Origin of the sequence: Bdellovibrio sp. HCB-162, from assembly GCF_047344985.1 — a bacterium.
Lineage (GTDB): Bacteria > Bdellovibrionota > Bdellovibrionia > Bdellovibrionales > Bdellovibrionaceae > Bdellovibrio.
The window spans coordinates 1250815-1269897 of the sequence record NZ_CP178861.1 but is presented as its reverse complement, the minus strand read 5'-3'; the positions used below and the strand labels follow the sequence as shown (position 1 = coordinate 1269897).

22 protein-coding genes are annotated in these 19083 nt (G+C 43.8%); 10 read left to right on the top strand and 12 right to left on the bottom strand.

Annotated features, from left to right (window positions below; all coding sequences use genetic code 11):
• The first annotated feature begins 114 nt into the window (after window positions 1–114).
• Entirely contained in the window at window positions 115–996 is an 882-nt protein-coding gene (locus ACLSSO_RS06210) for a pirin family protein (protein WP_413944380.1), read from the top strand.
• Between the two features lie 35 nt (window positions 997–1031).
• On the opposite strand, the gene ACLSSO_RS06205 is transcribed toward ACLSSO_RS06210, so the two are convergent.
• Window positions 1032–1421: an OsmC family protein gene (locus tag ACLSSO_RS06205; RefSeq protein WP_295902020.1), complete on the bottom strand. Its 390-nt coding sequence runs from the start codon at window positions 1419–1421 to the stop codon at window positions 1032–1034.
• Between the two features lie 9 nt (window positions 1422–1430).
• Entirely contained in the window at window positions 1431–1988 is a 558-nt protein-coding gene (locus ACLSSO_RS06200; protein WP_295902015.1) for an NADPH-dependent FMN reductase, read from the bottom strand.
• Between the two features lie 157 nt (window positions 1989–2145).
• Here ACLSSO_RS06200 and ACLSSO_RS06195 point away from each other — a divergent pair, with 157 nt between their 5' ends.
• Window positions 2146–3048 carry a LysR family transcriptional regulator gene (locus ACLSSO_RS06195; RefSeq protein WP_295902011.1) on the top strand — a complete coding sequence of 301 codons (903 nt, stop codon included), beginning with the start codon at window positions 2146–2148 and terminating at the stop codon, window positions 3046–3048.
• On the opposite strand, the gene ACLSSO_RS06190 is transcribed toward ACLSSO_RS06195, so the two are convergent.
• Entirely contained in the window at window positions 3045–4091 is a 1047-nt protein-coding gene (locus ACLSSO_RS06190) for a DUF2515 family protein (protein WP_413944379.1), read from the bottom strand. The genes ACLSSO_RS06195 and ACLSSO_RS06190 overlap by 4 nt on opposite strands.
• A gap of 216 nt (window positions 4092–4307) precedes the next feature.
• Here ACLSSO_RS06190 and ACLSSO_RS06185 point away from each other — a divergent pair, with 216 nt between their 5' ends.
• Both ACLSSO_RS06185 and ACLSSO_RS06180 read left to right on the top strand, forming a co-directional pair.
• Window positions 4308–4874: an SRPBCC family protein gene (locus ACLSSO_RS06185; RefSeq protein ID WP_295902007.1), complete on the top strand. Its 567-nt coding sequence runs from the start codon at window positions 4308–4310 to the stop codon at window positions 4872–4874.
• Window positions 4875–4883: 9 nt separating this feature from the next.
• Window positions 4884–6056 (top strand): zinc-dependent alcohol dehydrogenase, encoded by a 1173-nt coding sequence (locus ACLSSO_RS06180; RefSeq protein ID WP_413944378.1) that lies wholly within the window; start codon window positions 4884–4886, stop codon window positions 6054–6056.
• On the opposite strand, the gene gntA is transcribed toward ACLSSO_RS06180, so the two are convergent.
• Window positions 6053–6718 (bottom strand): guanitoxin biosynthesis heme-dependent pre-guanitoxin N-hydroxylase GntA, encoded by a 666-nt coding sequence (gene gntA, locus ACLSSO_RS06175; protein WP_413944377.1) that lies wholly within the window; start codon window positions 6716–6718, stop codon window positions 6053–6055. The two genes, ACLSSO_RS06180 and gntA, sit on opposite strands and share 4 nt — an antisense overlap.
• A 192-nt stretch (window positions 6719–6910) precedes the next feature.
• On the opposite strand from gntA, the gene ACLSSO_RS06170 reads away from it, so the two are divergent.
• Window positions 6911–7273 (top strand): hypothetical protein, encoded by a 363-nt coding sequence (locus ACLSSO_RS06170; RefSeq protein WP_413944376.1) that lies wholly within the window; start codon window positions 6911–6913, stop codon window positions 7271–7273.
• 345 nt (window positions 7274–7618) lie between these two features.
• Window positions 7619–8383: a substrate-binding periplasmic protein gene (locus ACLSSO_RS06165; protein WP_413944375.1), complete on the top strand. Its 765-nt coding sequence runs from the start codon at window positions 7619–7621 to the stop codon at window positions 8381–8383.
• Between the two features lie 40 nt (window positions 8384–8423).
• Here the strand turns inward: ACLSSO_RS06165 and ACLSSO_RS06160 are convergent, their stop codons facing one another.
• Window positions 8424–9716, bottom strand: coding sequence for a beta-sandwich domain-containing protein (locus ACLSSO_RS06160; RefSeq protein ID WP_413944374.1), 1293 nt, complete (start codon window positions 9714–9716; stop codon window positions 8424–8426).
• Window positions 9717–9999: 283 nt separating this feature from the next.
• Between ACLSSO_RS06160 and ACLSSO_RS06155 the strand changes: the two genes are divergently transcribed.
• Complete coding sequence (locus ACLSSO_RS06155; protein ID WP_413944373.1) at window positions 10000–10905, top strand: alpha/beta hydrolase family esterase; 906 nt, start codon at window positions 10000–10002, stop codon at window positions 10903–10905.
• 16 nt (window positions 10906–10921) lie between these two features.
• Here ACLSSO_RS06155 and ACLSSO_RS06150 read toward each other — a convergent pair whose 3' ends face one another.
• The 4 genes from ACLSSO_RS06150 to ACLSSO_RS06135 form a co-directional block, all read right to left on the bottom strand.
• Window positions 10922–11467, bottom strand: a complete 546-nt coding sequence (locus tag ACLSSO_RS06150) for a hypothetical protein (protein WP_413944372.1) — start codon at window positions 11465–11467, stop codon at window positions 10922–10924.
• Between the two features lie 109 nt (window positions 11468–11576).
• A complete protein-coding gene (locus ACLSSO_RS06145; protein WP_413944371.1) occupies window positions 11577–12269 on the bottom strand; it encodes a hypothetical protein in 693 nt (230 codons plus the stop codon).
• A gap of 188 nt (window positions 12270–12457) precedes the next feature.
• Window positions 12458–13486, bottom strand: coding sequence for a phospholipase D-like domain-containing protein (locus ACLSSO_RS06140; RefSeq protein ID WP_413944370.1), 1029 nt, complete (start codon window positions 13484–13486; stop codon window positions 12458–12460).
• 90 nt (window positions 13487–13576) lie between these two features.
• Complete coding sequence (locus tag ACLSSO_RS06135; protein ID WP_295901985.1) at window positions 13577–14197, bottom strand: DUF1232 domain-containing protein; 621 nt, start codon at window positions 14195–14197, stop codon at window positions 13577–13579.
• 243 nt (window positions 14198–14440) lie between these two features.
• Here ACLSSO_RS06135 and ACLSSO_RS06130 point away from each other — a divergent pair, with 243 nt between their 5' ends.
• Together ACLSSO_RS06130 and ACLSSO_RS06125 are read left to right on the top strand one after the other, a co-directional pair.
• Window positions 14441–14983 (top strand): GNAT family N-acetyltransferase, encoded by a 543-nt coding sequence (locus ACLSSO_RS06130; RefSeq protein WP_413944369.1) that lies wholly within the window; start codon window positions 14441–14443, stop codon window positions 14981–14983.
• A 105-nt stretch (window positions 14984–15088) separates the two neighbouring features.
• Complete coding sequence (locus ACLSSO_RS06125) at window positions 15089–16150, top strand: P1 family peptidase (protein ID WP_413944368.1); 1062 nt, start codon at window positions 15089–15091, stop codon at window positions 16148–16150.
• 51 nt (window positions 16151–16201) lie between these two features.
• Here the strand turns inward: ACLSSO_RS06125 and ACLSSO_RS06120 are convergent, their stop codons facing one another.
• Entirely contained in the window at window positions 16202–16477 is a 276-nt protein-coding gene (locus ACLSSO_RS06120) for a hypothetical protein (RefSeq protein WP_413944367.1), read from the bottom strand.
• A gap of 152 nt (window positions 16478–16629) precedes the next feature.
• On the opposite strand from ACLSSO_RS06120, the gene ACLSSO_RS06115 reads away from it, so the two are divergent.
• The gene (locus tag ACLSSO_RS06115) at window positions 16630–17211 is read left to right on the top strand and encodes a GNAT family N-acetyltransferase (RefSeq protein ID WP_413944366.1); all 582 of its coding nucleotides are present in this window, start codon (window positions 16630–16632) and stop codon (window positions 17209–17211) included.
• A 9-nt stretch (window positions 17212–17220) separates the two neighbouring features.
• Here ACLSSO_RS06115 and ACLSSO_RS06110 read toward each other — a convergent pair whose 3' ends face one another.
• Window positions 17221–18183, bottom strand: coding sequence for a S1 family peptidase (locus ACLSSO_RS06110; RefSeq protein ID WP_413944365.1), 963 nt, complete (start codon window positions 18181–18183; stop codon window positions 17221–17223).
• Between the two features lie 182 nt (window positions 18184–18365).
• Window positions 18366–19034 (bottom strand): DUF899 domain-containing protein, encoded by a 669-nt coding sequence (locus ACLSSO_RS06105; RefSeq protein WP_413944364.1) that lies wholly within the window; start codon window positions 19032–19034, stop codon window positions 18366–18368.
• Window positions 19035–19083: the final 49 nt, after the last annotated feature.

Sequence of the window (19083 nt, the reverse complement as noted above, 5' to 3'; positions counted from 1 at the left end):
CTCCACCCTGCAAAGGTACATTATCCAATCCAATGGATAATGTTTCCAGATTTTACCGACTAATCAAAGGGGGCGAAAAGTTGTAGATTAACCTCAATGAAAGGAACCTGACCTATGAAAAAACTATTATTCTCTCAACAAAACAACCAACGTCATTGGGTCGGCGACGGCTTCCCTGTTCGCACTATCTTTACTTACAACGATTTGGCAAAAGACATTTCTCCATTCTTGTTAATGGACTATGCAGGTCCCGTTGAGTTTCCTCCTTCGAAACACGTGCGTGGTGTTGAAGAACATCCTCACCGCGGTTTTGAAACTGTGACTCTAGCTTATCAAGGTGAGGTCGCTCACAGAGATTCCTCAGGTGGTGGCGGACTTATAAAATCCGGCGACGTGCAATGGATGACGGCGGCTTCAGGCCTTGTGCATGAAGAGATGCATGGCAAAGAGTTCTCAGAACGCGGTGGCCTTTTTGAAATGGTGCAGTTGTGGGTGAACCTTCCGAAGAAGGATAAAATGACAAGTCCTCGCTACCAAGGCATCCAAGCGACGGACATTCCCAATGTGAACTTGCCCGATAACGGCGGTTATGTTCGCGTGATTGCAGGAGACTATGATGGACATCGTGGACCTGCGAAAACTTTCACGCCGATCAACCTTTGGGACATCCGTATGACAGCAGGCCACTCTGCGACGTTTAAAGTTCCCGCAGGCCATACGGCGGCGGTCTTTGTTCTTGGCGGCAAGGTCCAACTCGGCACGGGTGAGACCATCGGTGAAGCGGAACTCGCAGTTCTTGAAAAAGAAGGCGACACATTCACATTGAGTGCTCGGCAAGACGCGAAGGTTTTATTCTTAGGTGGTGAACCTATTGATGAACCGATCGTGGGCTACGGACCCTTTGTGATGAACTCAATTGGCGAAATCAAGCAAGCCTTTATCGATTTCCAAGAAGGTCGTATGGGCTCTTTTGAACGAACTGCTGAAAACAAATAACAAAAAAACCGGGAGGAAGCTCCCGGTTTTTTCTTTTATCCTGCCATCTCAGTTTTAATTTTAGCGCCCGCAGAGAGAAACTTATGAATCGGGCATTTCTCTGCAATCATAAGAAGATTCTTTTTCTGTTCATCCGTCAGATTTCCTACAAAACGAATTTCGCGATGAATCTCATTCCCCGCAGACCCCTCAGAGGTGATCTGTACTTTTACATCTGAATATTCTAAAGGAATTCCTTTTCTCTTCGCATACATTTGCACCGTGATCGCCGTGCAAGAAGCCAAAGCAATTTCGATATAATCGTGAGGAGAAGGAGCTTTGTTTTCTCCACCTTGATTTTCTGGAACATCCGTCAGAACTTTGAAATCGTGAGAGGTGATTTCAAAGTTATAACCATTTAAAATTCGACTAGACTCTACAGACATCCTAAGCCCCTATTTTCCAGACAGACTGTGAGCAAAATAGACGTAGTTTTGCAGAACCGTTTTCAATTTTTGTTTTGTCGCAGGATCAACCAGATCTCCTGTTGGAGAAAACGCCTCAGCTGCTTTAGGTACTGCGAAAGGTTGAGGATACAAAAATGAACCCAAGGTTTCAAAAGGCGCTCTTGTATATCCAAGCCCGCGAATAGAACCAAATGCTCCCGGAGACGTCCCCATTAAGAGCACCGGCTTTCGTTCAAATGGGACCGGACGAAGGCGTGACACCCAATCAATTGCATTTTTGAGTGGACTGGAAATCGAAGCATTGTATTCAGGACTCGCGATCACCAGACCGTCCGCGGCTTGAATCATCTGTCCCAAAGACTTCACAGACTCGGGCATTCCCGCCGCTTCAATATCACCGTCATAGACGGGAAACGCCAAAGTTTTAAGATCCGCCACCGTGACCGTAATATCTGGAATTTCAGAGAGAAGTTCCTTGGCAACCGCAAGAAGTTTTCGATTGTAAGAATCCTGGCGTAGACTGCCTGCGAACAAAAGCAAATTCATGAATGACCCCTTTAATAGTTTTCCCTTTGATCATAACGAGGCTTCCGCTCTATGACCAGCTGAACTTTATGGAAACTTTATTCATATATATGGATAATCTTTTAAATTATACAGAAAATTCATTAACAGACCGTTCAAGCATCGCTATAGTGTAAGCATGGATTTAAATGAAGTCGCTATCTTTGTAAAAGTCGTGCAAGTCGGAAGTTTTCATCAGGCTGCTAAACAGCTCGACATGCCGAACTCCACGGTGAGTGCTAAAGTTTCCTCCCTGGAAAAACGCCTTGGGGTCACCCTGCTTCACCGTACTACTCGAAAACTTCAAGTCACCGAGGCCGGCCAAGCCTTTTTTAATAGAAGCCTTAGTGCCATTCAAGAATTACAGGGAGCTGAAGAGGAGGTGACTTCCAATCAAGGCGAACCACAGGGACTTCTTCGCATCACAGCTCCTTCGGCTTTAGGAAGCAGCCTTTTACCCGATGTCGTTGCTAAATGCCTCAGTAAGTATCCTAAGATTCAAGTCGAACTGATTTTTGCAGACCGCATTGTCGATTTGATCTCGGAAGGGGTGGATCTAGCCATTCGCGCCGGAGAATTAAGTGATTCAAGTCTGGTCGCAAAAAAACTAGGTGTCGGTTATTTTGCTCCTTTTGCTTCAGCAGGTTATTTAAAAAGCCACGGCACTCCCCTGCATCCTAAGGAACTTCGCGAGCACGCGTGTCTACAATTCAGTCCGTTAGGAAAAGAAAAATGGGAACTGGTAAATAAAAATAAAAACAAGGTCACCGTTCCTTTGAACGGACGTCTGATTGCGGATGACTTAAATATTATAAAAGATTTGGTTTTAGCTGGAGAAGGCATTGCTCTTCTTCCCACTTTTATTTGCGAGATGGAAACTAAGAAAAATAAACTTGTGCGCATTCTGCCGGAGTGGCGTTCGGATGTGCGACCGATCAGTTTTGTTTATCCCCCACAAAAGTTTGTGAATCCAAAACTAAAGGCGTTCATGGACCTTGCCATTGATGACTTAAAAGAACGCCTTAAAGATAACGAAATTTAAAGAAGATAGCTTTGTGCAATGAGGTAGGACTCAAACAGAGAAGGCGTTAAAACATCCTCCACTTTCTCGGGCGCTTTTAACTCCTGAAGATACAAGGCCTGTTCACTCACTACATACTTCATCCAACGAAAACGGAATGGGAAATATCCAAGATTTGGATAAGTGGCATGGCGCAAAGAGTAATTCGTGAAAGATAAAATCTTTCGACCACCGGGACCTGACAACTCTGCGCGCGCCATTCTGTTAAAAAGAAAAAGATTGTTGGCGGCTTTTGCATCCAGTCCATCATACATATATTTTTGCAAAATATTGTGCTGCTCAATCCAGATGAGCTTCATATTGGCCTCGATATAAAGACCCTTTTCCATGTCTGTCCATACATCAATAAAACGCTGATAGTGATCGATTTTTTCTGCGTCTTTAGAGTGCTCTGCGATCAGCTGTTTATTTAAGTTCACAATTTCATCATAACCGCAATGGATATATACCAAATGCTGCCAGAAAATATCCGAATACACGCGCCAGTTATTTTCAGCAGTTTTCTGTTTTACTTCCTCAACATTTTTTAAAAGCAAAGAGGGAACTTTCGGTAAGGGCTTGTGCAAGGATTCCAATTTTTGAAAGACCATGTGTTGTCTTGAACCTTCTGGATATTTTTCCGCCAGTCCTTCCTGCAAAGCGTGCCCTACCGTGACAGAAGCCTGAGATCCCGATGCAATCCAGAAAAATTTCATGTGCGAATCCTGGGAAGGATTCGCCTTCAACGAAGAGGTGAACAAACGATTGTAAGCCTGACTGATCAAAAGATTTCTGATCACCATAACTTCGTTCGCGTCAAGACTCACGCGCTTTTGAATAGGCTCTAACGAAATTAACTTCTGCGCCTTTTCAATCCAGTAGGAAGCTTTGTGAATTTGGCATTCTTCAGATTTAACGTTCGTGATGGGCCACTGTGATTCCAACAAAAGATCATAGTCGGAGTAAGGAGAACAGAAAGCTTGGCCGGAGAAAAGAGCTACAAACGCAACAAGAAAAAATCTCATGCAAGAGACTTTCCCACAGTTCAAACTCCGTTGAGACATAAAAACGCACCCTTGATAAGAGTTACAGGGACAATGACAATTTTTGGGTAATTACCCACATTCAGCATAGTCCTAGACGGCCTAAAATCAAGGAACTCCTCTGAAAATTTGCAGTTCTTTCGCCGAAAGCTTTTCCTTTCCTGCCGAACGATTACCTTAAAAGCAAAGAGGTGTTCTATGGAAAACCAAGAAACAGTGGTGACTCCGGAAGAGCAGCAACAACGCTTATTAGATCAAGGCCTTTACACGGCGGAAGCCGTCACCGTCTTAAGCTCCCCGGAAGAGCTTTATAACTTCTGGCTTGATCCCACTAATTTCATGACATTCACCGAACAGCTCGAAGCCGTTCATCAAATTTCTGAAACAAAATCTCACTGGGTGTGGCGCGCTTTGAAGGGCGGAAAAACCGTCGAATGGGTCAGCGAAATCGTCGAACAAAAACCGTACTCATTGATTGCTTGGCGTTCAACACCCGAATCGGATCTTCGTCTTTCAGGTCGCGTGGAATTTGTGCCCTTAAATTATCATCGCGGAACAGTAGTGAGAGTCAAAATGGCCTACGATCTTCCCACCGGAAATCTTTTAAATCTTATCGAAAAAACTCTGGGAGAAAGTCCGCACAGAAATTTAAAAATCAATCTTATAAAACTTCGCGAATTGTTCGAGGCTGGAGAAATTCCTAAAGTGGAAGGCCAACCTGCCGGTAACAAGCGTGAACATGAAACAAAAACTGCCCTTCACTAAGGAGCTTTTATGAAAGCTGTTTGCTGGCAAGGAACAAAGCATGTCGAAGTTCAAAAGGTTCCCGATCCTCGGATTCTAAATCCCCGGGACATCATCGTTAAAATCACCTCGACGGCTATTTGTGGATCGGATCTTCATCTTTTCGATGGTGTGATTCCGACTATGCAAAAAGGCGATATCCTGGGACATGAGTTCATGGGTGAAGTCGTTGAGCTAGGACCTCACGTTAAAAATCTGCGTGTCGGCGATAAAGTCGTTGTGCCATTTAATATTTCTTGTGGTCATTGTTTTTTCTGTCATCGTCAGAAGTACGCTCTTTGCGACAATAGCAATCCCAAACCCGAATTGGCTGAAAAAATTTATGGCCACGGAGCTTCAGGCCTTTTCGGCTATTCCCACATGTACGGAGGGTATGCTGGAGGCCAGGCTGAATATGCCCGCGTGCCTTTTGGCGATGTTGGTCCTTTGAAAGTTCCCACGGATATGGACGATGAAAAAGTACTTTTTTTAAGTGATATTTTTCCAACCGGATACATGGCCGCCGCCAACTGCAATATTCAAATGGGTGACACCGTCGCTGTCTGGGGTTGCGGTCCCGTCGGACTTTTTGCAATTGAAAGTGCTTATCTACTTGGGGCTGAAAGAGTTATTGCCATTGATCACGTTCCCGAACGATTGCAGATGGCGAAAAATGTTTGCAAAGCAGAAGTTTTAAACTACGAACAAGTCGACGTCTTGGAAGAACTCAATATTTTGACGGGAGGTCGAGGCCCTGACGCGTGCATTGACGCTGTCGGTTTAGAAGCTCATGGGACTGATCTGTACAGCAAATACGAAACCGCCAAGATGAGTGTCAAAATGGCGACGGATCGACCCATTGCTCTTCGTCAAGCCATTCAAGCTTGTCGCAAAGGGGGAACCGTTTCAATTCCTGGGGTGTACGGTGGGTTCTTGGATAAAGTTCCATTGGGTGCCGCCTTCGCCAAAGGTTTAACATTTAGAATGGGACAAACACACGTTAGAAAATATATGGAAGCTCTTTTAGAACACATTGTTCAAGGAGACGTTGATCCTTCGTTTTTAATCACTCATCGAATCAATATTGAAGATGCTCCGGATGCTTATAAAACTTTTTTGGATAAAAAAGACAATTGCATCAAAGTCGTGATTAAGAATCACTAAGACTTGGTCGTTCCCTTTCGGAAAGGACATTTCCAATCAGGTGGATTGTTCTTTCCTGAATACTGAATGGCTTCCCAGGTATTATCGTAAGTTTCCACCATGGGATTGATCGAACCTTGAAATTTTAAATCTCTTTCGCGAATCAACGCCGCCATGGAGTCAAACTGCCCCTTGGCCCGCAGTTCATTAAACTGAGAATATAGATTAAATACCAAAGCATTATACGGAAGACGTCGCGCCTTACGACTGCTCTGGGGATGAAGACCCACGACAAAAAAAGCACTGCCATCAAGACTAAAACAGAATTTTTTATCATCGGGATCATCACTGAATTGGGAGTCCCATTCTCCTGCAATGTCAGGATGATCCCAGATTGCTGAAAGCTCTTTAAAAAGCCCTTGTTCAAATTCGGCTTCATCGCGGGAAATATCATTGGGAAAAACCGCAAAATAACTTAAAAACGAAAGATGATCTTGAAGCTGTTTTCTTTTAAAAGAAATAAGGTTGGAGGCCAAGGTCCGACTGTTCTTTCCTGTTCCGAAATCTTCGTAAACGTCCCACAACATCTCTTTGCGAAAAAGGGACTGGACTGCAGCAACACAAGGATAATTTTTTTGAGATATTAAGTTTCTAATATCCTCTTCAACACCTTTAATACTCATGTTTCTATCGTAAACATGAGTATTTCGAGATCAACGAAATCAGCTATGTCTTTAATCAGGATAATAAAATGAGATGTAGAAATTTATCTGAAAATACTGACCTTTTGCTCAGTATCTAATTTCCCTTTTTCAGGCGCTGTTTTAACACTATGTCTTTCAGGAGATAATAAAATACATTGAAAGGAGGTCTTTATGAAAACCCTCGTTACTTTTGCTTTAACATTGGTCGCATCCACGTTGAATTGGGCGCAGATGAACTCACAGCCTTCCACAACACAGCCATCGACGACTCAACCTAATACTGCTCAACCATCAACATCTTCAACAAGTCCTTCTGGTGCACCGACGGGTCCTTTTGAAACAAATCCTTCGCCAACGGCAACACCTCAAACTTCTCAAAGTGACTTGCAGGAAAATCAGGACCAAATGCAACGTGATTTAGATGAATCACGTCGTAATATGGAAGAAGATCGCCGTATGTTGGATGAACAACGTCGTAACACCTTACCAACAACTCCAGCCAATCCTCCTACGACAACTCCTAGTACTTTCTAAAACGGATTCTCCATAAAACAAAAACCGCCATGAGAAGGCGGTTTTTGTTTTTTCTTTATCGGACATCGGCAAGGCACTCATGTCTAAGCTCTTTAGGTCCCATAATAAAAGCCGAAGTGATATAAGAAGGATGATTAACGATTCGTTGTGAAACGATTTCAATACCGACGGCGGTGACTGTTTCAGAAGATTCCGCCTGACCAGCAAGTCGAGTACCAAAAAATCAGGGGCATTTTGTCACTCTATACTTTTTGCATTTCAAAAATTTTTTCGAACATCATTAAATTTAATAAATAAGTTTTCTTTTTTCTTGGTGTCGATTTTCATTTGATATACAAACCGCCAATGCTTCGATTCATGTTATTTATTCTTGTATTTCTGGGCTTCTCACCTGTTTTTGCAAAAACCATTGTGATTAACGGAGAAGATGATTGGGCTCCTTACTCCTCGGCGACTAAAAACTACAAAGACGTCGAAGGCCTTGCACCCGATATCGTGCGAGCTGCTTTTAAAACTCAAGGCATCAAAGTTATCACTCGCCCCGTTCCTTTCGCACGCTGCCTTCATGAAGTGGATGAAGGGACTGCGATTGGCTGCTTTGACACCGTGATCAGCAGTGATACTCAAGATCGCTATATATTTCACCCGACCCCGCTTTTTACCGCGGACATGGTCATTTATGGCAATGTCAATGAAACGCCCAAAACATGGAGCTTTAAGGATCTTGAAGGAAAAACTGTGGGTACGACCAACGGGTACACTTATCCGACGGAGTTTATCAGCAATAAAAAAATCCTGCACTCTCCCGGACCCACGGAAAAATCGCAGTTAGAAAAATTAGCCAGCGGACGGATCCAATACGCGATCCTGTGGGGACTGACGGGTTCCTTAATCTTAGAGGAGCGGCCGGACCTGACTAAAAAAGTGAAAGCGTTAGGAGTCATTTCCCGGACGAATCTTTATTTGAGCTTTTCAAAGAAGCATAAAGAAGGCGCAAAATATGCGGCACTTTTGGAAAAAGGTCTGCAAAAAATCCGCTCCAACGGAACTTACGCGGAAATTGTCGATCAGTTTAACTCAAGACATGTCGCTGAAGAATCGCGATTATAAAAAAGCCCGCCTTTTTAAGACGGGCCTTTGTAATCACTCATTAAAGTCTAATTTCAAACAAAGTGCCATTCTCAGAAAGAATGATCAAGTACTTGAGCATCACTTCTTGAGGGTACTGAGTCGGATCATTGTATTTGGCTTGGTACTCAACGATCAGTTGGTATCTTTTTTCACTGTCCATTTGCTGAACTTCGCGAGTCAACGCCTGTTCCGCCACCGCGTATGCATTCATGCTCATCTCTTGATGAGTCGGCTTTAAGAAACTGTCTGGTTTGCTTGAAGTAAAGAGTTTGTAGTACTTGTACCCTTCAGCATCGGCTTGACGGAAGTTGTAGTTTTTCGCCGCAAGTTCTTTGCGATACTGAGTTGGAATAAATTTTCCAATTCGCGAAATCATCATTTCATAAATTTTTCTAGCACGGCTGTCTGGCTTGCTCGCGTCGTATTTCTTTTGGAAATCCAATGCGATATTTGTGAGACCTTCGCTGGACATCGCACGACACTCTTGATCTTTTTCGTTTTCAAGAGAAGCTAAGAAAACTTCAAAAGTTTCTGTTGCCATATTTTTATAAGCTTGTTCAGCCGCACTGCCCGCACGACTTGCATTGTGACGCTCCGTAAAGAAGTTCAGAAGCGTCAAAGTGTACTCTGTCGAAAGATACGACGCTTTTGAATCTCTTAAAGCCGCGATAAATTCGTTAACGTATCTGTTAAATTCCTTCGTTGCATACTTTTCCTGGATGGATCCCTGTGCACTTCCCTCAGCTCTGCCGGCCCATACTTGAACAGTGTCGAGCTTTTCTTTTAAAGCCGCGTCCATCTTTTTATCGCACGACATAGGTTCACGAAGAGCCAATTGCGGAGCTTCTTTGTTTGAGATTGCACTAACGTCCAAACCTGCCGCTCCCCACATCGCTTCTGCTTGAACTTCAATTGTTGCAATTCCAGCATCGCCCGTGATGTTTTCAGAAATCAAAGCCGGATCCGTATTAGCCACAATAACATTGCTCAAAGTTTTCACGGGAATGCGTTCTTTTTTGTCAGTCACCAAAGTTACGCTGACCAACTTCACGCGACCGACGGAAGGCTTCGCTTTGATTTGTGTCAATGGAACGGGCTTTGCCAAATCAAGCCTGTATAAATCTCCGCCTGCTTTACGAGTGATGTCTGCGATTCGGCCCACGCCTTCATAAGGAGGCTGTGCCGCTTGTGCACCAGGATCTGCCGCGAATCCATTGAGGAATGAGGGAAGAGTTGTTTCAGCATGAGCAACTCCCGCGACTTGAAGTACAAGAATTGACGTTAAAATTCGTTGCGCCCAATGACGATCCATTGTGATTCCTTTCTCTTATTATTGTTAATGCAAAGTTCGTTAGACTTTCGCCGAGTGTGATTCTGAAGCTGTGATTGGAAAATTTTGAAGAACAAAGAAAGAGCGTTGTTTAAAATCAGCGCTTTTATATGTCATTTAAATTGTTCGATTACGAAAAGCGAACGGAACATGTTTTTCGAGAAATGTCCCTATGTCAAATCCTTGGATGGTTCTAGCTCTTCTAAATTGAAATAAGAGGAAGCCACGTGGATTTGAAATTGCTTTTAAGAGCGCAGGAGACTTTATGTTCTTAAGACTTTGGCAGCTTCTTTTATTGATCGGTTCGGCCGTGATGGCGACATCTCAGGCCAGCGCCATTGAAATTGCTTATTCTTATTTTAATGAAAGTGCCGCTGTTTCAAATCAAGACGCCTCAACGAAAAGACCTTTGCTCTTGTGGATTCATGGATGCAACCAAACGGATGAAAAATTTGTTGATGTGACAGACATCGTTGAAAAAACCAAACATCTCAATCCTTTGATTATTGCTCCTTATCAGGTTTCTAAGATGAATCTTCTGAAGTGTTGGAACTTCACATCATCGGAAATGCAAAAGCGTGATGGCGACTTCATGCAGGTTATTGACGAAGTTAAAAAACATGTTGAAGCTGGAGAGGTCGATCCCAACCGGGTCTTCGTAGGAGGATTTTCCTCGGGCGCCATGTTTGCCAATCACTTGGCCTTGTGTTTTCCAGATATTTTTAAAGGAGCCTTGATCCACTCTGGCGCCCCTTTTGACGTCACAGGCAGCATGACAATAGATTCCGCTCGCGCCAATGCGCAAGAGGCTTTAACCTGCGCGGGGGCGAATTCATCTTCGGACACCCATCGTTTAAAGACGTTGTTTTACATTCATGGCAAGAAAGACAAAGTCGTTCCCACCTTTATGGGAAGAAATGCCTTTGCGCAGTCTGTCCTTTATATGGATTCATTAGACGATAGACAGTTCAATTCTTCGTATAAGGCGACCCATTTGATAGGTCAGGATGGATATTCGGTGCATTTTGCCGACGGAAGTTCGACAAGTTATATTGAGATTGAAAACATGTCTCACCGTTGGTCAGGGAGCAAGCCAGGTTCTGACTTCAGCTCCCCTTCCACTCTTTCAAGCATCGACGTCTTTTTGCGCCTGACAGATAATTTGCAATAACGTCGGCCCTGCGAATTTAGAAGCATTCGCCTTCTGAAAGAACCGTTCTTTCAGTGTATTTGTTGTCGTAGGAAAATTCCGCCAAAAGCCTGCTCATAGAAGAATCCATGATTTGCACGTGCACAGAGCGAACACCTTTGCTTGTTTGCATTTTTACCAAGCGTTTTTGAGACGGTGTTTCACACTCTTCGTAAGAATCGTAAACAGTCACATTTTGAGCTTTAAATTCACTTGCTCCCTGCATGGAAATATTTTGATTGCGAATTTCGTTTGCCGGAATTGTGAACTCTCCATTAAGAGGAATCATGCGGAAGCCTGAGAAATCAAACTTCACAATGCCTGCTGATGTTTCAGAGTCCGAGAAAAAATTGGCCAAGAAGTCAGAACCAAAAATCGAATAAGGCGTGATGTAAACTCGATAGTTCTGACCTTGTTTTAAAACGAGGTCTGCGCCTTCTGTAGAAGTGAGCGTAAAATCTTGGTGAACAACCAAATCCCCGTTGTCTGAATTACATCCCGCGAGCATCAAAACCGATGCGAAAACCAGCATTAACTTTTTCATAGAAACCCCATGTGAATGGGATTTGTGTACGCTTCGGCAGCAAAAACGCCAAGGAGCGAGAACGAATCTGTAAAAAAGAAAAAGGCAGCCATAAAGGCTGCCTTTTTTACTACTGCATTTTCACTCTATAACCGCTGGTTAGAACCGTTGTCACGCCAGGCTCGGCGGGCTTTGCAATGAATCCATTGAAGTCCCCGGAGACCGGGCCTGTAATTTCGGTACATGAGCCATCTTTTTCTTTTTTAGATCGCGGATAACAATGTTCAACCACGCCACTGAGACGATAATAGCGGTCCCAATACACAATACGATCTGACATTCCGAACGCATATGAATTGGGGTTCGTTTGATAGATCCCGTCTCCTGAACAGTCTCTCGAGTTGTAATAAAGAGCTGTATCCCTCGGATATATTATACCGTTTTCGTACTGAAGAATTGCATTCTCTTTTTCAATCCAAACTGTGATGAGCTCTGCGTTGTTATTCTTTGTGACGGAAATTAAATAATCGCCGATCTGCACATTTTGAGCCGCCGGATCATTACTAGAAATACCGTTAATAAGTCGTGGCGTTTTTACTGGAGCATTATTTCCTGCGGGCACGAAAGCTTGGGTCTCACCACAAGTGATTTGCGCTCCACCTTCGACATTGGCGACAGAACAACCTGCCTCTTGACTCTTAGAAACGGGAGCCACCGTGCTAGGTAATTCATTGGCTCCATTTGTTTCTCCGCTTTCCTGTTTACAACCGATCCCTGTTGCAAGAGCTACCGTTAGTAGCCACGAGATATTTTTAGTATCCATACTCACCTCCGCATAAACAATCGCTGGTATAGAATACCATTGGCCGTAAATACGATGGTTAACGGACGGTGAATATTGATAAACCGCTGAAATTGCAGTGAAAGGCCTGTGTCACTCTTATCCGTAAAAAAATTGAGTAGCGGGAAAGTCACACTCCCTGAAGAAAAATCCTCAGGATGAGACACCGGCTAATTGCAAGAAGCCGAGTCTAAGGCATCACCTGAAATGCCACGGCGGAAGTCTGCTTTGATGATTGATTCAACTTTCGCTGTGATGTCTGGTTGTCGCTCAATAATGCCCAGCTCGCGAGCCAGATCTAAGCTGTTATGACTTAAATTTTCAGACCCTACAAAGACGGCCTGTGAATCTACGACGATAGCTTTAGCATGGATGTAGGGATTTTCCGCCGTGTACGGCGACACTGCTGCCAGGGCTTTGACACCGCTGGCTGCCAGATCTTTAAGAAATGGGACGTTTCTTTTTTGATCCATACCGCCTTCAACACACAAAGGAACCAAGACGGTCACGGCGATTCCTTCATGACTTTTTTTCTGAAGCATCGCTATGATTTCCGCACTTCCAAGATTTTCCACCTCAAGGGAAATTGATTTTTTTGCTGAATCTAAAAGGGCCAGAATTTTTTCTTTGGAATTCACCGGGCTCCAAGCGAGTTTCTCATTTGAGAGTTGCGGGGTTGGAGGCACTAATTGCATCGAACTATTGGACCAATCCGATTCAAAAACGCTTCCCATCTCGTTAATCACACCAGTATCACTCGTGAAAATTCCGAAATCTCTGGTGAACGCCCCATTGCGAGTAAGATTGATGGAAGAAATAAGAGCCGTCTTTTTATCAATCACCATCGCTTTTTCATGCATGATTGAAAAACCTGGCGGGCTCGAACGAACGTCCACGCCCTCGGCAACCAGATGATCTTTAATTTGAGCGGCAGAGCCTTTTTGCACTAATTTTTCATCAAGAATAATGCGAACCTGCACGCCCCGCTTTTGAGCCGCAATAAGATGATCCACACTTTCCAGATCAGAGAGATGAAACATCACCATTTCAATGGAAGACTGCGCTTTGTCGATGGCACTATTGATTTGTTCGTGATTGTCTTCAGGGGTCACCGTCAGAATATCTTGTGCGGCGTGGGCACTGCAGACTTGAAGAAGGAAAGAAACTACCAAAAGAACGTTTCCAAAAGCCGATTTCATAGCGACTCCTCTTGGAATAACTTCTTAACAAATGTTAATTATTATTTAAAGAACTAATTTTGCAATGTGGATTCACTTTTTTGCCGCGCCTTAACGGGAATGCACGTAATAGTTATAAGCCACCGTCAAAATTCCGAAGTCATCCATAAATCCCAATGCAGGAAGACCATCTGGAATAAGATCAAATGGAAAGAAAAGATAGAACAGAGCTCCGACGGCGATGTACTTTTGCGCTCTTTGCATTTCATCAGAACGGACCACTTGCCAAAGTTTCTGCGCCATCTTGTAGATATTGGGATTCTTTTTTTCAAAAGATTTAATTTCGCCACTATGCTGATTCACAAACTCCAGGTTGTCGCTCTGCTGCCCCAGGTTCAAGCAAAGGTCTACAATTCCCTCGTCCATAGAGCTGTCTTTTCCGAGCTGATCCGGAGTGACGTTCATGCGATGAAAACTGTTCTGAATGTACGTCGTCTGCAGGAATTCGAATGCTTCGATGACGAGCGGATGATCTTTAGAAAGCAAACCGTCTTTTGATAAAGATAAAATGCCGGCATAAAGATTGGCTTCATATTGCGCCGGAATCAGAGATGTCCCGGGATTTTTAACCCAGCGTCGCACCGTCATATTGGAGATCTGCAAGTACTCCGCAAGCCGTTCAGGGCTAAGCTTTGTTTCTTTCAAAAGTTTATTAAGCTGGGTGACTTTCATGACGCTACTATAACATTTTGGACCAAAATCTCAATATTTACGGTCTTTTTTTGTGAAACATCCTTGCTTTGGCACTTTTAATGTGGCGATGACCAAAACTTTATGAAATATTAACAATTGTTAAGGTTGTTTTAATGAGAGGAAGGCATTACGTTTCAACAAAAGATAAAGATCTCTTTTGAAACCGGGCACTATCTTGTCAGAACGATTGAAACTTCTGACGAACTTCACAAAGTCCTCGCTTTGCGCCGTCGCGCTTTTCCGCATTTAAGCGAACGCATTAAGGAATTTGACTACACGGCCGACCACCTCATTGCCCAAGATAAGGTGACGGGGGAAATCTGTGGCGCTTATCGTCTTTCATGCTCCAGTCATTCCAAATATTTTGAAACCGAAGAAGATTTTAACGTAAATGCGATGATCAAAGGCCCCGGTGTGAAGGTGGAATTGGCTTGGGCCTGCGTCGCTCCAGAATATCGAAACGGTACCGTGATCTCCGCTTTGTGGGAGGGTATTCGAAGTTACTTGCAATTAACGGAAGCGCAATATGCCTTTGGCGCAACGAGTGTGATGGATTCAGACTGTCAGCGTATCAGCGACATTCAGTCTCTTTTAAAAGATCTCAACTCACATCCACAGAATAAATCGAATAAAAAAATTCTTCGCGCTCTTCCGACCCTTTTAAGAGCTTACATTTTAGCTGGAGCGTTCGTGTTCGCTCAGCCGATCTTTGATGCGGATTTAAATTGTTATGATTTTATGACGGTCCTCGAAGTAAATGCCTAGTTGCAAAGATTTTGTGAAGATGGAATGCATTAAATCCCCCATTTGAATGCTTTTTAAAATTCCTTTTTGTGAATATCATAGATTTTTGCGACAAAGGAGATCGACATGAAATACAACTTCCGCCCCGGGCCGCGCAATCTCATCACCGACGTTGACAATATCCGAGTGGGACAATCTGAAAACCATGAAGTGTGGAGCGGAACTTCCGTCGTCCTTTTTGACTCTGGCGCCGTCGCCGCCGTTGACGTGCGTGGCGGAGGTCCCGGCACTCGCGATACAGACGCCTTAAATCCCAGCTGCCTTGTCGATAAAATCGATGCGATTGTATTGAGCGGGGGATCTGTTTTTGGTTTGGGAGCCTCCTCTGCTGTCACAGACGTACTGGCATCTCGTGGTATTGGCTTTCCAATTGGACCTGCTCGTGCGCCGATTGTTCCAAGTGCAGTCCTTTTTGATTTGCTCAATGGCGGAAATAAAAACTGGGGCGATAAATCTCCGTACTGGGATTTGGGTCGCGCTGCCCTTGATAATGTTTCTTTGGATTTCAAACTAGGAACTGCAGGTGCGGGCTATGGAGCTAAGGCTGGCCCTGTGAAAGGCGGACTTGGCAGCGCTTCTTCGATTTCGGGAGACGGACTTCAGATCGGTGCCTTTGTCGCCGTTAACTGTGTTGGCAGTCCGATTATGCCAGGGCAATCTTCCTTCTGGGCGTGGCCTTTTGAACAAAATAACGAGATGGGTGGACAACCTATTCCTCAAGCAGCCATTGATTTTGATTCTGCGGGAGAAGCGTGGACAGGTTCTCCATTAGACAGTCTTCTCGCGACAAATCAAGCCGGTAAAAATACGACCATCGGTATCGTCGCAACCAATGCTCGCCTTACAAAATCAGAAGCTCAACGTGTTGCGATCATGGCCCAAGATGGTTATGCCCGCTCGATCCGCCCAGTGCACACACCATTTGATGGAGACACTGTTTTTGCAGTTTCCACCGGAGCTTGGGGTCAGGACATCGAAGCGCGCGCCGATCTTGTCAATCGAATCGGTCTTGTCGCAGCGGATTGCCTAGCTCGCGCAGTGGCTCGCGGCGTTTACGAAGCAACAGCATTGGGTGCACTGCCTGCGTATCGCGATGTCCACGGTGCAAAACTTCGCGCGAAGAAATAAATTGAGTTGATTGTTTTGGAGTGACAAAGGCAGCTGTTTTACTGCTGTCTTTTAAGGCTCTACCGTTCCTACTTTACCCGTGTATGGGTTCACATTTCCCTTAGTGCTCCAGTTATCATACTTCGTCGAATTAGCCCGTGTGCGATAATGAGGAGCCACGTAGGTTCCATTTTTTCTATAATATCCTCTTACGCGAACAGTCCCACTGCTAGATGAAGATTTATAACTTCGTCCCGAAGAACGATGCCCACCGCGAGCATATGACAAATTATCGAAAGCAAATAGGACGAAGAAAATACCGAGAATGTATATTGAGAATCGTTTCATCGAGTAACTCCTCGGATACGTATCGGATTTTCATAAACAAACTTTAATTTCCAAACATCTATCCCAATCTAACAGAACAAATCTTACCCAAAAAACACCATGACGCGCGAAAATGAATTGAGTGTGTACCAAGGCTTATCAACAATTAGTTTATGGCCACACTTTCAAATGAGTACGAAATTAGAGAAATTACTGCCGAGGAACTCCGCTCACAAATGACTGAGTGGGGACCTAAAATCTTCTCGGACAACGATACATCAATGAATTCTTCTTTGATCCTTAGCGATCTAGAAAAAGAAAATCTAAAAAAACTGAATAAAAATTTATCGGGCGTATACGCCCTAAGACTTGGCGTTTATAAAGGTGATGAGTTTTGTGGATGGTTCTGCGGTGAACAACACTCCGCGGAGTCTTTTTACATGCGAAATACTGCCATTTATCCAGATCACCGAAGAAAAGGACTTTATACTTCTGTCTTAGAAGAAGTCATGAGGCGGGTTAAAGCCGAAGGGTTTCAAATCATCTATTCCCGCCATAACACCACTAACAATGCGATTATTATTCCCAAGCTTAAAGCTGGATTTAAAATCACAACTCTTGAGGTCTCCGAACGTTTTGGAACATTGGTTCACTTAACTTATTTCTTTAATGACGTCAGGTCTCAAATTTTAGATTTCCGATCAGGAAATTCGAAACCATCAAAAGAGGTTAAGCAGGCGCTCGGTATAGAATGATAAATTAAATTATCTATCCATCTGCGCTACAGATTGATTTAACCATTTTTTTGATTTTGGTGACGTCACGTTGGTGTAGTAAGAAGTGGTTGAACAAGTGATATCCGACATCGCCGCGACTCCAAAGAGAAGGTATTCGCCGTTGTCATTCTTAACGAAGGCCGGTCCTCCGGAATCACCAGAACAAGCAGCTCCGTTTTCGTTTTGCGAAAGAACTACGATTTCATTCGGCGCTTCTTCTTCGTATTTTACCTGAGCCGTTTTCAGTTGAGATCCTTGCGCATAGGAAATCGCATAAAGCTTTCCTTCGTCTTCAACAATCGATGAGCCCAGCATTTCATAGCGGTGACGATCTTTTTCCGAAATCTCTTCCACTCCCACATCGGTAGCGCCAAATCCAGCGATATGAACGGATACGTTTTTCTTTAAAAGTTTTGTATTATCCAAAAGACGTGCTGGTTCATAACCCTTTGGCAACCCGCCCTCAAACTTTAAAAGAGCCAGGTCTCCCGAATCATTTTCGACAGAGGCTTCTTCAACACTTTCATTGTAAAGATCATTGATGATGACTTTGGAAGCCAAGCGCGCTGACTTATGTAAAATAAACTTCTCACCCGTTTCTGGGTCGACAAGACTGACGTAGGCTCTTGGATCACCTTCCATCATGGTCTCTTCCATGTTCAGAGTGAAATAGATTTGATTTTTGAAAGCCACCTTATGAACACAATGTGCCGCTGTTAAAATCAAATCTTTACGAATAATAGTTCCCGTGCAGGCGCCACCGTTAGCAAGAATAGCCACTGTGTGCTTACCAATGTCTGACTGAAGAGACGTGATTTCTTCCCCGCCAACGATGTGCTCAGAAGACGTTAAAACAACTGATTCTTTGGAGGTTTCTTGCTTTGAGCAGGAAATGTTTCCAAATAAAAAAGGCAGGCTTAAAACAAGTGAACTTACCGACGTGATTTTCATATTTACTCCGAACTGCAAGCATCATAAACGCCAGGCAGTTCCTATGAAAGACGCCGAGAAAGCTTTTGAATTTACTTCTCGAGATTGACACTTTTTGTGTTCTACAAATAAAGACAAACAGCATCCTGTAGGTCTTACTGTCAATATCCTCTACAGATTTGAAATTATTCTTCTATAGCAGGTTACTTATACTCATCGTGGAATTGCCACCAGGTGTACATCTCTGTCTGTGGCCATCCTTTCGGTGAGTCTTCCCACTTTTCCTGGCGACCAAATGGAGTCATATCAAGAATCGCCCATGGTGTTCCCATGTACTCAACTCCCCGTCCGCCTGTGTAGTAAGTTCGATAGACTTTATTTCCGTCACGAATAAAGACACTGAGGGCGTGCTCGCGATTGCCGTCAATTCCCAGGTCTTCATTGAAAGAAGTCTCCCACCCTGAATACCAAGGCGTTGTCCATCCCATGCGTTTTTTATGACGACGAATACTTTTGAGTGGTGCATGAGAGATAAAAACAAATGAAGTATTTCTTGCGTGGACGTGAGCAAGATGAGGGATATGGTCTGCAACGAAAGAACAACCTTTGCAGAACGTATCGTTATCTGGATGATACATGAAATGATAGACCACAAGCTGCTTGCGACCCTCAAAAAGATCCAACAAGGATTTTTCACCGTAACGGCCTTTGAAAATGTATTCGTTTTTCATTTCCATCATCGGAAGACGTCGGCGGAGAGCACTGACCTTGTCACGTTCTCTCGTATTCTTTTTTTCTTTTACGCGCAGTTTCTCAACGGCTTTGCGAAACGCTTTTTCAGATACGATTTTAGGTAAGGATTTTTTAGCCATAAATACTCCCTTATGAAAAAATCGTATCGAATTATTTTAAACTATTCAT